We start from the raw sequence: 13,030 nt of genomic DNA on the forward strand, positions 1-13,030 counted from the left end.
TCTTCCACGAAGCTCGCGGACACCTCCCGGGGGATGGCGACGTCGGTCCTCCGAGGGCTACCCTGGCGGCGTTGCCACCCTGAGGTCGCGGCCGGATCGCGGCTCGGTGGTGTCCTCGCACAGAGGACCTGGCATGAGTCGCATCCGTCCGACCACGGCGCTTGCTCGCTGCCAGACATGAGACCGACAACGCGTCCGCCGGAGACCAGGAGAGCGCCTGATCAGGACGCCTCACCCGAATGGCAAAACGGACGCCGGGCGGACGCGCTGCCGGTCATCCTCCTCTCTCCCACGAGTGCACCGGCGCGTTGACGCCGAGGGAGATTAGGTTAGGCTTGCCTAAACAAGCCCACCTTCCCCGAGGAGAACCATGCTCCCTGTGCCCCGTGCCGCCCGCCGACGCTCGCGCCTCGCCCTGATCGCCTCCGCGGTCGTCGCCTCCGCCGCCCTCGTCCTCACCGGCTGCAGCGCCGGCGGCGCGGGCGCCGAAAGCACGTCCGGCAGCGAATCCGGCGCTTTCCCGGTCACGGTGAAGAGCGCCCTCGGCGACACGACGATCGAGAAGAAGCCGACGCGGATCGCCACCTGGGGCTGGGGAGCGCAGGACATCGTCCTGGCGCTCGGGATCGTGCCGGTCGCCATGCCGAGCTTCAGCTACGGCGGGAACAAGGACGGCGTGCTCCCCTGGGACGCCGACCGCATCGCCGAGCTGAAGGGCAAGACCCCGCAGCTGCTGAACGCCGACACCGGCGAGGTCCCGTTCGAGGAGTTCGTGCAGGCCAAGCCGGACGTCATCCTCGCCCCGTACTCCGGCCTGACGCAGACCGAGTACGACACCCTCAGCAAGATCGCGCCCGTCGTCGCCTACCCGGAGAAGCCGTGGGCGACCAGCTGGCGCGACCAGACGGCCATCGTCGGCAAGGCCCTCGGGCTCACCAAGGAGACCGACGCGCTCGTGACGAGCACCGAGAAGAAGGTGGACGACCTCGCTGCGAAGTACCCGGTGATCAAGGACAAGACCTTCTTCTACGCGGCGGCCAACGAGCCCGGCAAGCTGAACGTCTACCGCGCCGAGGACCCGCGCGTCCAGCTTCTGGGCGACCTGGGCCTGAAGAACTCCCCGAGCATCGAGGCGCTGGACGCCTCGAAGGGCGACGGCAGCTTCTTCTACCAGCTCAGCAACGAGAACCTGTCCAAGATCGACACCGACCTGCTCGTCATGTATTTCGACAAGCAGTCGTCGGTCGACGCGTTCACCTCCGACCCGCTGGTCGCCGCCATGCCCACCATCAAGGAGGGACGCTTTGCCCCGATCGTCGGCGAGTCGTTCGTCGCAGCGACCAGCGCGCCCAGCGTGCTCAGCATCCCGTGGATGCTCGACCGCTACGTCCCGGAGCTGGCCAAGGCCGCCGACAAGGTGAAGTAGGCGGATGCCCGCGAGCGTCGTCTCCGCCGATGCGGAGCGTGAGGGTGCCGGGCGCGCCGGCGGGGCAGCACGCCGTCCGCCGTCGCCCGGCGCCGTCGGCGTCTGCTCGTCGGGTTCGTGCTCGCCGCCGTCGTGCTGCTGGGGCTGTGCGTCCTCAGCCTGATGGTCGGCGCGCGGACCATCGCACCCGCCGACGTCGTGCACGCGATCCTGCACTACTCCCGCACGGACCCGGACTCCCTGGTCGTCGTCGACAGCCGCCTCCCGCGCACCCTGCTCGGGATCGCCGCCGGCCTCGGGCTGGGCCTCGCCGGGACCGTGATGCAGGGACTGTCGCGCAACCCGCTGGCCGACCCGGGCATCCTGGGCGTCAACTTCGGCGCCTCGCTCGCGGTCGTCGTCGCGATCGCGTTCGTCGGCGTGACCTCTCCCTCCGGCTACCTCTGGTTCGCGTTCGCGGGCGCGGCGCTGGCCTCCGCCCTCGTCTACGCCGTCTCGTCGCTGGGACGCGAGGGTGCGACCCCGGTCAAGCTCGCCATCGCGGGCGCCGCGGTCTCGGCGGCCCTCGGCTCGCTGATCACCGCCGTGCAGCTGACCAGCCGCGTCTCGCTGGATCAGCTGCGGTTCTGGCAGGTCGGCTCCCTCGCCGGTCGCGGCTTCGGCGTGCTCTGGCAGGTGCTCCCGACGCTGACCGTCGGCGCGATCCTCGCCCTGGCGCTCGGGCGGCTGCTCAACGGCCTCGCGCTCGGCGACGACGTCGCCCGCGGCCTCGGGCAGCGGGTCGGGGTCACCCGTGCGCTGTGCGGGGTCGCGATCGTGCTGCTCTGCGGCTCGGCTACGGCGGCCGTCGGGCCCATCGCCTTCGCCGGGCTCATCGTGCCGCACCTCGCCCGCCGGGTCGTCGGTGCCGATTACCGCTGGATCCTCGCCTACTCCGCGCTGCTCGCGCCCTCCCTGCTGCTCGCGTGCGACATCCTCGGCCGGGTGGTCGCTCCCCCGGGTGAGCTGCAGGTCGGCGTGGTGCTCGCGTTCGTCGGCGCGCCCGTCTTCATCGCCCTGGTGCGCCGCCGCCGGATGGTGGGCCTGTGAGCGCGCGCGAGGCGACGTTTATGCCGTCCCCGACGATCGGCGCCATCCGCTCCGACCGCCGCCACAGCCGCTCGCGGGCACTGCGCGTCTCGGTCGTCGCGGCCGTCCTCCTGCTCGTCGTCGGCGCCGTCTCGCTGACCCTCGGCGCCGCGTCCGTCGCGCCCGCCGACGTGCTCGCCGCCCTGGTCGGCCGGGCCGATCGGCTGACCTCGTTCGTCATCCTCGAGCTGCGTCTGCCGCGGCTCGTCGCCGGGGCGCTCGTCGGCGCCTGCCTCGGGCTCTCCGGCGCGCTCATCCAGTCGGTCGCCCGCAACCCGCTTGCGAGCCCCGACATCATCGGCATCACGGCCGCGGCGAGCGCCACCGGCTCCATCGCCCTCGTCTGGTTCGGGCTGACCGGGCTGGCGCTGTCGGGAATCGTCCTGGCCGGCACTCTGGTCGCCGCCGCGCTGATCTACGTGCTGGCATGGCGCAACGGCGTCAGCGGCTACCGCTTCGTGCTGATCGGGATCGGCATCGCCGCGTTCTGCGGCGGCATCGTCTCGTACGTGCTCACCCGCGCCGACGTGTCGAACGTGCAGCAGGCGCTGGTGTGGATCACCGGCAGCCTGAACTCCGTCGATCCGTCGGCCCTCGCCGTGCTGGCCGTCGGGACGGTCGTCCTCGTGCCCTGCGCCCTGCTCGTCGGCCGCCCGCTCGGCGCGCTCTCGCTGGGCGACGACCTCGCGTCCGGACTGGGCGTCCGGCCGGAGCGCACGCGGCTCGCCGTCGTCGGGGTGGCCGTCGCCTTGGCGGCCATCGCCGTGGCGGTCGCGGGGCCGGTGTCGTTCGTCGCGTTCCTGGCCGCGCCGATCGCGCGCCGGCTGGTCGGCCGGGGCTCGCTGGCGCTGGTGCCGTCCGCGCTGCTCGGCGCGCTCATCCTCGTCGTCTCGGACATCGTCGCGCAGTTCGCGATCCCGGGCGTCGTTCTTCCCGTCGGCGTCGTCACCGGTATCGTCGGCGCCCCGTATCTGCTCTGGCTGCTGGCCAGGACCAACCGAGTGGGCCGTGGAGGCTGACATGACGACCGAGACCATCACACCCGAGCTGTCGGCCCGCCGTCTGTCGCTCGCGTACGAGGGACGGACCGTGGTCGACGGGCTCGATCTCGACATCCCGGCGGGCCGGGTCACGGCGATCGTCGGACCGAACGCGTGCGGCAAGTCCACCCTGCTGCGCGGCCTCTCGCGCCTGCTGCCTCCCGCCGCCGGCACGGTCCTGCTCGACGGCGCCGACATCCACGGACTGCCCACCAAGCAGGTGGCGCAGCGGCTCGGGCTGCTGCCGCAGACCCCGACGGCGCCGGACGGGATCACGGTCGCCGACCTCGTCTCGCGCGGCCGCTACCCGCACCAGGGCTGGTTCCGCCGCTGGACGGCCGAGGACGACGAGGCCGTCGCCGAAGCGATGACCGCGACCGGCATCGCCGACCTCGCCGACCGCGCGGTCGACGAGCTGTCCGGCGGTCAGCGGCAGCGGGTGTGGATCGCGATGGCGCTGGCCCAGCGGACCGACATCCTCCTGCTCGACGAGCCGACGACGTTCCTCGACATCAGCCACCAGCTGGAGGTGCTGGACCTGCTCCTCGAACTGAACGCCGCGCGCGCCACGACCGTCGTCATGGTGCTGCACGACCTCAACCTGGCCGCCCGGTACGCCGGGCACCTCATCGCGATGCGCGCGGGAACGGTCGTCGCGGCCGGCGATCCGTCGGAGGTGGTCACCGCCGACCTCGTGCGCGACGTGTTCGGCGTGGAGTCGGTGGTCGCGGACGACCCGGTGACCGGCACCCCGCTGGTCGTGCCGCTCGGGCGGCACCACACGGCCTAGGCGCCCGCGCCGGCCTCCTGGTCGCGGATCTCGTCCTGCAGATCGCGCAGGGTCGAGCGGAGCGCCCGCTCCGCATCCAGGCCCTGCGCCTTCGCCGACGCCACGATGGCGAGCAGCAGCGGGCCGAGCTCGTCCTCGCTGCCCACCTGCACGCCGCCCTGCTCCTGCAGGTCGAGCAGGCCGACCTTCTCGGCGCGACCGAGCAGCTTGTCCGCCAGAGCGAGCGAGGGCATCCCCTGCGGGATTCCGTCCAGCACGCTGGTGCGGCCCGGCTTCTCCTGCTTCTTCAGCTCGTCCCAGAAGCCGACCACGTCGTCCGCGGTCTCGGCGTGGCGCGCGTCGGCCGCCGCCTGATCGCCGAAGACGTGGGGATGCCGGCCGACCATCTTCGCGGTCATGTGCGCGGCCACATCCTGGATGTCGAAGTCCTCGCCCGGCGTGTGGGCGGCGATGTCCGCGTGGAACAGCACCTGGTAGAGCACGTCGCCGAGCTCTTCCAGCAGCTCATCCCGGTCGCCGGTCTCGATGGCGTCGATCAGCTCGTACGTCTCCTCGACGAGGTACTGCACCAGCGACTCGTGGGTCTGGTCCGCGTCCCACGGGCAGCCGCCGGGCGCCCGGAGCCGCGCCATGACGGCGACCAGCTCGTCGAGCTTCGTGGCGGCCTCGGGCACCACCACCGGCCCATCCACTGTCTGGCCCATGCCGTCCTCCTCGCTCTACGATGCATCCATCCTGCCACCGGGTAGAGTCATGAGCGGTGTGCCGGGAAGTCTGGTCGGCGTCGTTGTCCGTGACCCCGCGAAAGTGGTACCCCGCATGAGCATCATCCGTTCCGAGCGCACCGCCGCCGGCCTCCTCCTCGGAGCCGCCGCCCTGGGCCTGCTGCTGGCCAACACCCCGATCGGCCCGACGCTGCTCGACGTGCAGCATGCGTACCTCGGCGGCGGATTCCTGAAGATCAGCGTGGGCCACGCGATCAGCGACGGCCTGCTCGCGATCTTCTTCTTCATCGTCGCGATCGAGCTCAAGCACGAGCTGGTCGCCGGGGAGCTGAACTCGTTCCAGAAGGCCATCCATCCCGCCATCGCAGCGATCGGCGGTGTGGTCGTGCCGGCCGGGCTGTACCTGCTGTTCACCGCGGGCACGAACGTGCAGCAGGGCTGGCCGATCCCCACCGCGACCGACATCGCCTTCGCGCTGGGCGTGCTCGCGGTGTTCGGCCGGGGGCTGCCCAACCGCCTCCGCGTCTTCCTGCTCGCCCTCGCGGTGCTCGACGACCTCATCGCGATCCTCATCATCGCCGTCTTCTTCACCACCGATCCCAACCTGTGGGAGCTGGCGCTCGCGGCGGTCACCGTAGCGCTGTTCGGGCTGCTCAGCCGGATGCTGCGCGGCCGGATGCGCTGGCCGCTGGGCGTCCTCATGGTGCTGCTCGCGCTGCTGTCGTGGTGGCTCGTCTACGACTCGGGCGTCCACGCGACCATCGCCGGTGTCGCGCTCGGTCTCGTGATGTCGCGCGCGCCGGCCGGGCGGGTGGCGCACGCGCTCGAGCCATGGAACAACGGGCTGATCCTCCCGCTGTTCGCCTTCTCGGCGGCGCTGGTCGTCATCCCGAACGTCCCGCCGTCGGAGCTCTCCCCCGCGTTCTGGGCCATCCTGATCGCCCTCCCGGTGGGCAAGCTGATCGGCATCACCCTCGGTGGATGGCTCGGCTCGTTCACGCGAAAGGGGCCGGATCGTGGCCGCATTTCGCTGTTCGGGATGGTCACCGTCTCGGCCCTCGGCGGCATCGGATTCACCGTGTCTCTGCTCATGAACGAGCTGGCGTTCGCACGGTCGGAGGATGTCCGCGCCGAGGGAACTCTCGCTGTCCTGCTGGGATCGGGGGTCGCGATCGTGCTCTCCGGCATCCTGGTCAGCGCTCTCGCGCGGCGCAACCGGCGGCTGCATCCGCACCCCGCCGGGCACTGAGCCGGCGGACGGCCACAGCGGCCTCTCAGGACGCGCGGGCGGGCGAACCGCCTAGCCTCCTGTGCATGTCTGATTTCACCGTCCTCCCCAACGTCGGCCACGCCGGCGCGTTCTCCTTCCAGGTCGACTATCGACCGGCGTTCTCGATGGCCACGCTCTCGATCGGCGCCGGCCAGACGGTCGCGACGCAGGCGGGAGCCATGGTCTCCATGTCTCCCGGCCTCGAACTGACCTCGCAGCTCGACGGCGGTGTGATGGGCGCGCTCAAGCGCTCGGTGGCCGGCCGCTCGGCATTCGTCTCCCGTTTCACCGCGCGCAACGGCGTCGGCGAGCTGACGCTGGCGCCCGCCGCTCCCGGCGACCTCGTGCCGCTCCACCTCGACAGCGGCACCTACAACATCGCGGCCGCGTCGTACCTGGCGAGCGAACCGACGCTCGACATCGACACCACCTGGGGCGGCATGAGCGGCTTCTTCGGCAGCGACAGCCTCTTCGTCATGCGCGTGTCCGGCCAGGGCGTCCTGCTGCTGACCGCATTCGGCTCGCTGCACGAGAAGCGCCTGGCCCCGGGTGAGAAGTACATCATCGACACCGGTCATGTCGTGGCGTGGGACTCGAGCATGGACGTGCGCATCCAGAAGGCGACGAAGAGCCTGTTCCGCTCGTTCACGTCCGGCGAGATGCTGGTGGCCGAGTTCACGGGTCCAGGCACCGTGCTCATGCAGACGCGCAACCTGGGCGCCTTCGTCGGCGCCATGGGACCGTTCATGGCGGGCGCAGGCGGCGGCGGCGCCACGGCCGGGATGGTCGGAGCAGGCGTCGCCGGCGGCGTTCTCGGCGGGCTGCTCTCCTAGCGCCCGCGCGTCATCCGACCTGCTCGGCCGCCGGTTCCTTCTCGGGGAACAGCGCGCCGAGCAGGTCGCCGACCCAGCCGATCAGCGCGGCGTCGTCCAGCGGCTCGCCGTTCACGCGTGGCATGGGCACGGTCGCGACCTTCGGAGCCGCGTGGTACTTCGAGCCCGGGTACATCCGCTGCAGGCGGACCTGCAGCGAGTCCGGCAGGATCGCCGGCGCGAGCCGCAGGTTGGAGCCCATCGCCACGACCTCGCCCAGCCCCGCCTTCTGAGCAGCGCGGCGCAGACGCGAGACGGCGATGAGGTTCGTCACCGGCTCCGGCGGCGCGCCGTACCGGTCCGTCAGCTCCTCCAGCACCAGGTCGATCTGGCCGTCCTTCGCGTTCGGCGAGCTGGCCGTCGACAGCTTCTGGTACGCCTCCAGCCGCAGACGCTCGCTGTCGACGTACTCCTCGGGGATGTGCGCATCCACCGGCAGCTCCAGCCGCAGCTCGGTCTGCCCTTCTGCCACCTCGCCGCGGAAGGTGGAGACGGCCTCCCCGATCATCCGCAGGTAGAGGTCGAAGCCGACGCCGGCGATGTGCCCGGACTGCTCGCCGCCGAGCAGGTTGCCCGCGCCGCGGATCTCGAGGTCTTTCAGCGCGACCTGCATGCCGCTGCCGAGGTCGTTGTTCGCGGCGATCGTGGACAGCCGGTCGTGCGCCGTCTCGCTCAGCGGCTTGTTCTCATCCCAGAGGAAGTAGGCGTAGGCACGTTCGCGGCCTCGGCCGACACGACCGCGCAGCTGGTGCAGCTGGCTCAGGCCGTACTTGTCGGCCCGGTCGATGATGATCGTGTTGGCGTTCGAGATGTCGAGGCCGGTCTCGATGATGGTGGTCGAGACGAGCACATCGAACCGGCGCTCCCAGAAGTCGACGACGACCTGCTCCAGGGCGTGCTCGTTCATCTTTCCGTGCGCGACGCCGATCCGGGCCTCGGGCACGAGCTCGGCCAGCTTGGCCGCCATGCTCGTGATCGACCCGACGCGATTGTGCACGAAGAACACCTGACCCTCGCGCAGCAGTTCGCGCCGGATGGCCGCGGCCACCTGCTTGTCGGAGTACGGGCCGACGAAGGTGAGGATCGGGTGACGGTCCTCCGGCGGGGTCGCCAGCGTCGACATCTCGCGGATGCCGGTCACCGCCATCTCGAGCGTACGAGGGATGGGCGTGGCGCTCATCGCGAGGATGTCAACGTTCGTCTTGAGCTTCTTCAACGCATCCTTGTGCTCGACGCCGAAGCGCTGCTCCTCGTCGATGATGACGAGGCCGAGGTCTTTGAAGGTCACGCCGTCGGCCAGGATGCGGTGCGTGCCGATGACGACGTCCACCGTGCCATCGGCCATCCCGCGCAGCGTCTCGCGCGCCTCTTTGTCGCTCTGGAACCGGCTCAGCTGACGCAGGTGGATCGGGAACCCGGCGAACCGCTCCTGGAACGTCTCCGCGTGCTGCTTCACGAGCAGCGTGGTCGGGACGAGCATGGCGACCTGCTTGCCGTCCTGCACGGCCTTGAACGCCGCACGCACGGCGATCTCGGTCTTGCCGAAGCCGACGTCGCCCGAGATCAGCCGGTCCATCGGGATGGGCCGCTCCATGTCGGCCTTCACCTCGTCGATGGTCTGCAGCTGGTCGTGCGTCTCGGCGAACGGAAACGCCTCCTCCAGCTCGCGCTGCCACGGGGTGTCGGGCGCGAAGGCATGGCCCTTGCTGGCCATGCGGGCGGAGTAGAGCTTGACCAGCTCCACGGCGATGTCGCGCACGGCGCGGCGCGCGCGACCCTTCGCCGCGGCCCAGTCGCTGCCGCCCATCTTGGAGAGCTGCGGCGCCTCGCCGCCGACGTACCGGGTGAGCAGGTCGAGCTGGTCGGTCGGCACGTACAGCTTGTCGCCCGGGTAGCCGCGCTTCGACGGCGCGTACTCGAGCACGAGGTATTCGCGCTTCGACTTGACCGCGTTGCGTCCGCCGCTCGACACCATGCGCTGCGTGAGCTCGACGAACTTGCCGATGCCGTGCGTCTCGTGCACGACGAAGTCGCCGGGCTTGAGCTGCATGGGGTCGACGACGTTCTTGCGGCGGGCGGCGAGCTTCTTCACCTGGCGGGAGTCGTAGCCGATGGTGCGGCCGTAGAACTCGGCCTCACTGATCAGGGCGAGCTTGATGTCCGGCAGCTCGAAGCCGTGCTCCGCGGTCGCCTTGAGCAGGTACGCGATACCCGGCTCCGGATCGGCGGGGAACTCGTCCACGGGCCGCGCGGGGAGCTCGGCCTCGGCGAGGACATCGGCCGCGCGCTCCACGAGGCCGGTGCCGGCCGCGACGATCGCGACCTGCCAGCCGTCGCGCAGGCGGGTGCGGACGTGCTCAACAGCGCCGGACACGTTGCCCTGGAAGCTCGGGACCGCCTCCGCGCGGATGCGGATCTGCAGGTGCTCCTCGAGCTCGCGCTCCTCCGGAAGGACCTCGTCGGCCTGGAAGCCGGACATCGTCCACCACGGGTGGTCGGGGTTGTCGGCGCCCGGGCGGCTGTACTTCACCGAGTCCTTCAGCTGCTGCAGCGTCATGAAGTCGCCCGCGGCCAGGTCGATGGGCGCGGCGGCGCCGACGGTCGCGGCGCTCCATGCGGCGGACAGAAACTCCCGGTTCGTCTCGGCCAGGCTGACCGCACGTGACGCGACGCGCTCGGGCGAGAGGACGGCCACGGCCGCGCCGTCGGGCAGGTAGTGCGTGAGCGGCACGAGACGGTCGACGAGCGCGGGAGCCAGCGACTCCATCCCCTCGACCGGGATGCCTTCGCCGATCTTGGCCAGCATCGAGGACAGGCTCGGGAACTCGTGCTCCATCTCGCGCGCCCGCTGCCGCACGGACTCGCTGAGCAGCAGTTCGCGGCTCGGGGGCAGGGAGACGGACGGGATGGGCTCGGGCAGCGACCGCTGGTCGGCCACCGAGAAGGCGCGGATCTGATCCACCTCGTCGCCGAAGAAGTCGACGCGGTACGGGTGGTCGGCCGTCGGCGGGAAGACGTCGAGGATGCCGCCGCGCACCGCGAACTCGCCGCGGCGGGTGACGATGTCGACGCGCTCGTAGGCGAGGTCGATCAGCTGAGCCGCGAGGCCGCCGAGGTCGAAGCCGCGGCCGCCGATCCGGAGGTCGATGGTCGCGTAGTCGGTGAGATTGTCGGCGAGCGGCTGCAGGGCGGCGCGCACGGAGGCGACGAGGATGAACGGCGCGCTCCGGTCGCCCTGCGCCCAGTCGGACAGGCGGCGCAGCGCGGTGAGGCGCTTGCCGACGATCTCGGCGCTCGGGCTCAGTCGCTCATGCGGCAGCGTCTCCCAGGCCGGGAACTCGACGATCTCGGCATCCGGCAGCAGGCACGGCAGGGCGCCGCGGACCGACTCGGACTCGCGTCCGGTCGCCGTGATCAGCAGCACGGCCTGCGACGCACCCTGCTCGCCGCGACGACGCAGCAGCCCCGCGAGCAGCGGAGCGCGGAGGCCGTCGGTGAGCGAGAAGTCGGCGTCGCGCGCCGCGTGGGAGAGCGCGTCGGCGAACGAGGACTCGCGTGCGAGCGCGGCGACCAGACCCTGGAGTATCACTCGGTCGATTCTACGTGGGACCACCGACAGGTGAAGGGGTGGTGACCGCTCTCCGCGGCGACTAGATCCAGCCGTCGAGCGCGCGCATGAACCCGTCGTGGTCGTCGCGGTTGATGACGTGCCCCGATCCGGGAACGATACGGACTTCGTAACCCTCTTCCCGGAGGCGGTCGGCGAGGTCCGGCTTCACGAGCTGCGAGTTGTCGGCGAGCATCACGAGCGAGGGCGCCATCATGACGGCGGGCGCCCGCATCGTGGAGGGAGCCAGCACGACCGGGATCACCGCGCGGTCGAAGGACTTGAAGGTCTCGACCTCGATGGCGACGTCCGCCGGATCCCAGCGCGGGTTGCGCTTGGCGATGCGGGTGGCCGACTGCCGCGCGAGGGTGCGGAGGAAGGTGGGGGCGAGCCACCGCAGGAAGCCGTTGGTCGCCGGGCACGAGAAGGCCGGGTCGACGTAGATGACGCGCTCGGGATCGAGCCGTTCGACGGCCAGGCTGACGGTGAGGCCGCCCAGGGAGTGGCCCATCACGAGCTCCGGGCGCGCGGGGACGGTGTCGACGATGTCCTGCGCCATCAGCTCGGCGGAGTACTCGTCGGCGTGGCCGCTGTGGCCGTGGCCGCGCAGGTCGACGGCGATCACGTGGTAGCCGCGGGCGGCGAGCACCGGGCCCACCCGGCGCCAGTTGCGCGAGTCCGACATGACGCCGTGGACGAGGACGGCGTAGCGGTCGCCGGTGCCCCACTCGCGCGTGAACAACTTCATGCGATCGACGGTACGCGGCGCCCCTTACGCGAGGCAGGGCGTTGACCCGGCTGCCGCTGGGGGTTACCCGTGATCTTCCCGGGCGCTACGATCCGGCCGGCGCGTCAGCGGGCGTGGAAGCGGTTCTGCGCGGGGGTCAGCCCCTCGGCGGCGATCTGCTCGACCGCGTCGGCAGCATCCGCCACCAGGATCGGAAGGTTCGCGCGCTCGGTCGACGAGAACGCTTTGAGCACGTGGTCCGCGGCACCCGACGAGCCGGGCGGGCGGCCGACGCCGACCCGTACGCGGGTGAAGTCGCCTGTGCCGATGGCGGAGATCACATCCCGGACGCCGTTGTGGCCGCCGTGGCCGCCGCCGCTCTTGAGGCGGATGGTGTCGAACGGGATGTCGAGCTCGTCGTGCACCACGATCAGGTGCGACGGGTCGAGCGAGTAGAAGCGCAGCAGCTGCGCGACCGGCCCGCCGGACACGTTCATGTACGTGTTCGGCTTGGCCAGGATGAAGCGAGGGCCGCCGGGGGCGAGTCTGCCCTCGGCGACCGTCGCGTTCGTCTTGTGGGTCTTGAAGGTGAGTCCCCCGCGCGAGGCGAGTTCGTCCAGCACCATCTGACCCACGTTGTGACGCGTGGCGGCGTAGCCGGGCCCGGGGTTGCCGAGCCCGACCACGAGCCAGGGTGCGTCCATGAAGGGGATTACTCCGCGTCGCCCTCGGCGGCCTCGGCCTCGGCGGAAGCGGCCTCCTCGGCGGCCTCGGTCTCCTCGTCCTCGGCGCGCGCGGCGGCCGGGACGACGACGTTGAGGATGAGCAGGTCCTCGTCCTCGGCGAGCGTGGCGCCGGCCGGGAGGGTGAAGTCCTTCGCGTGGTACTGGGTGCCCTCCTCGGCGTCCGTCACGTCGATGACGATGCGCTCCGGGATGTGGGTGGCCTCGACCTCGAGCTTGATGGTCGGGATGTCGAGCACGGCGATGGTGCCGGAGAACGGCTCGCCCTCGACGTGCACGGGAACCTCGACGGTGACCTTCTCGCCGCGGCGGATGACCACGAGGTCCAGGTGCTCGATGATCTGCGACACCGGGTCCTTCTGGACGTCCTTCACCAGAGCGAGCTGGCCCTTGCCCTCGATGTCGAGGTCGAGCACCGCGTTCGCCTTGCGGAGCAGGAGCGAGACCTGGTGGCCCGGGAGGGTGACGTGGACCGGGTCGGTGCCGTGGCCGTAGATGACCGCGGGGATCTTGCCGACGGCGCGGATCTTGCGGGCCGCGCCCTTGCCGAAGCTGTCGCGCAGCTCGGCGCTGACCTTGTTGGACTCTTCAGTCGCCATGATTTCTCCTCGCCGGCACGATGTCCGGCTGTCGGGCGAGCCGCGAGGCCCGCAGTGTTGGTGTTGTTCGACTCGAACGCATCGAAGTGCGCGAGGAAAGACT

Annotated in this window: 11 protein-coding genes; 6 read left to right on the forward strand and 5 right to left on the reverse strand. The window is 70.9% G+C overall.

The annotated features are described in order from the left end of the window. Positions 1-370: 370 nt before the first annotated feature. The 4 genes from ACRAWB_RS07730 to ACRAWB_RS07745 all read left to right on the forward strand — a co-directional run bounded on the left by ACRAWB_RS07730 (position 371) and on the right by ACRAWB_RS07745 (position 4,384). Positions 371-1,426, forward strand: a complete 1,056-nt coding sequence (locus ACRAWB_RS07730; protein ID WP_431352816.1) for an iron-siderophore ABC transporter substrate-binding protein — start codon at positions 371-373, stop codon at positions 1,424-1,426. A 117-nt stretch (positions 1,427-1,543) separates the two neighbouring features. Then, positions 1,544-2,515, forward strand: coding sequence for a FecCD family ABC transporter permease (locus ACRAWB_RS07735; RefSeq protein WP_431352817.1), 972 nt, complete (start codon positions 1,544-1,546; stop codon positions 2,513-2,515). Positions 2,516-2,535: 20 nt separating this feature from the next. Next, positions 2,536-3,573, forward strand: coding sequence for a FecCD family ABC transporter permease (locus ACRAWB_RS07740; protein WP_431352818.1), 1,038 nt, complete (start codon positions 2,536-2,538; stop codon positions 3,571-3,573). 1 nt (position 3,574) lies between these two features. Next, positions 3,575-4,384, forward strand: coding sequence for an ABC transporter ATP-binding protein (locus ACRAWB_RS07745; protein ID WP_431352819.1), 810 nt, complete (start codon positions 3,575-3,577; stop codon positions 4,382-4,384). On the opposite strand, the gene ACRAWB_RS07750 is transcribed toward ACRAWB_RS07745, so the two are convergent. Continuing rightward, complete coding sequence (locus tag ACRAWB_RS07750) at positions 4,381-5,088, reverse strand: MazG family protein (protein ID WP_431352820.1); 708 nt, start codon at positions 5,086-5,088, stop codon at positions 4,381-4,383. The two genes, ACRAWB_RS07745 and ACRAWB_RS07750, sit on opposite strands and share 4 nt — an antisense overlap. 115 nt (positions 5,089-5,203) lie before the next feature. Here ACRAWB_RS07750 and ACRAWB_RS07755 point away from each other — a divergent pair, with 115 nt between their 5' ends. Next, positions 5,204-6,358, forward strand: a complete 1,155-nt coding sequence (locus ACRAWB_RS07755) for a Na+/H+ antiporter NhaA (protein ID WP_431352821.1) — start codon at positions 5,204-5,206, stop codon at positions 6,356-6,358. 65 nt (positions 6,359-6,423) lie between these two features. Further along, positions 6,424-7,212: a TIGR00266 family protein gene (locus tag ACRAWB_RS07760; RefSeq protein ID WP_431352822.1), complete on the forward strand. Its 789-nt coding sequence runs from the start codon at positions 6,424-6,426 to the stop codon at positions 7,210-7,212. 10 nt (positions 7,213-7,222) lie between these two features. Here ACRAWB_RS07760 and mfd read toward each other — a convergent pair whose 3' ends face one another. The 4 genes from mfd to ACRAWB_RS07780 form a co-directional block, all read right to left on the reverse strand. Then, the gene (mfd, locus tag ACRAWB_RS07765; protein ID WP_431352823.1) at positions 7,223-10,840 is read right to left on the reverse strand and encodes a transcription-repair coupling factor; all 3,618 of its coding nucleotides are present in this window, start codon (positions 10,838-10,840) and stop codon (positions 7,223-7,225) included. 61 nt (positions 10,841-10,901) lie between these two features. Continuing rightward, positions 10,902-11,606 carry an alpha/beta fold hydrolase gene (locus ACRAWB_RS07770; RefSeq protein WP_431352824.1) on the reverse strand — a complete coding sequence of 235 codons (705 nt, stop codon included), beginning with the start codon at positions 11,604-11,606 and terminating at the stop codon, positions 10,902-10,904. A 104-nt stretch (positions 11,607-11,710) separates the two neighbouring features. Continuing rightward, positions 11,711-12,289: an aminoacyl-tRNA hydrolase gene (gene pth / locus ACRAWB_RS07775; RefSeq protein WP_431352825.1), complete on the reverse strand. Its 579-nt coding sequence runs from the start codon at positions 12,287-12,289 to the stop codon at positions 11,711-11,713. Positions 12,290-12,297: 8 nt separating this feature from the next. Beyond that, the gene (locus ACRAWB_RS07780) at positions 12,298-12,927 is read right to left on the reverse strand and encodes a 50S ribosomal protein L25/general stress protein Ctc (protein ID WP_431352826.1); all 630 of its coding nucleotides are present in this window, start codon (positions 12,925-12,927) and stop codon (positions 12,298-12,300) included. Positions 12,928-13,030 lie beyond the last annotated feature (103 nt).

This window comes from Leifsonia poae (assembly GCF_050632865.1).
GTDB lineage: Bacteria > Actinomycetota > Actinomycetes > Actinomycetales > Microbacteriaceae > Leifsonia > Leifsonia poae_B.

Bases quoted from the DNA above. Each gene is read 5' to 3' on its own strand.
- ACRAWB_RS07730 (WP_431352816.1), top strand. From the start codon at position 371: ATGCTCCCTGTGCCCCGTGCCGCCCGCCGACGCTCGCGCCTCGCCCTG.
- ACRAWB_RS07745 (WP_431352819.1), top strand. From the start codon at position 3,575: ATGACGACCGAGACCATCACACCCGAGCTGTCGGCCCGCCGTCTGTCG.
- pth (WP_431352825.1), bottom strand. From the start codon at position 12,289: ATGGACGCACCCTGGCTCGTGGTCGGGCTCGGCAACCCCGGGCCCGGC.
- ACRAWB_RS07780 (WP_431352826.1), bottom strand. From the start codon at position 12,927: ATGGCGACTGAAGAGTCCAACAAGGTCAGCGCCGAGCTGCGCGACAGC.
- ACRAWB_RS07750 (WP_431352820.1), bottom strand. From the start codon at position 5,088: ATGGGCCAGACAGTGGATGGGCCGGTGGTGGTGCCCGAGGCCGCCACG.
- ACRAWB_RS07755 (WP_431352821.1), top strand. From the start codon at position 5,204: ATGAGCATCATCCGTTCCGAGCGCACCGCCGCCGGCCTCCTCCTCGGA.
- ACRAWB_RS07760 (WP_431352822.1), top strand. From the start codon at position 6,424: ATGTCTGATTTCACCGTCCTCCCCAACGTCGGCCACGCCGGCGCGTTC.
- ACRAWB_RS07740 (WP_431352818.1), top strand. From the start codon at position 2,536: ATGCCGTCCCCGACGATCGGCGCCATCCGCTCCGACCGCCGCCACAGC.
- ACRAWB_RS07770 (WP_431352824.1), bottom strand. From the start codon at position 11,606: ATGAAGTTGTTCACGCGCGAGTGGGGCACCGGCGACCGCTACGCCGTC.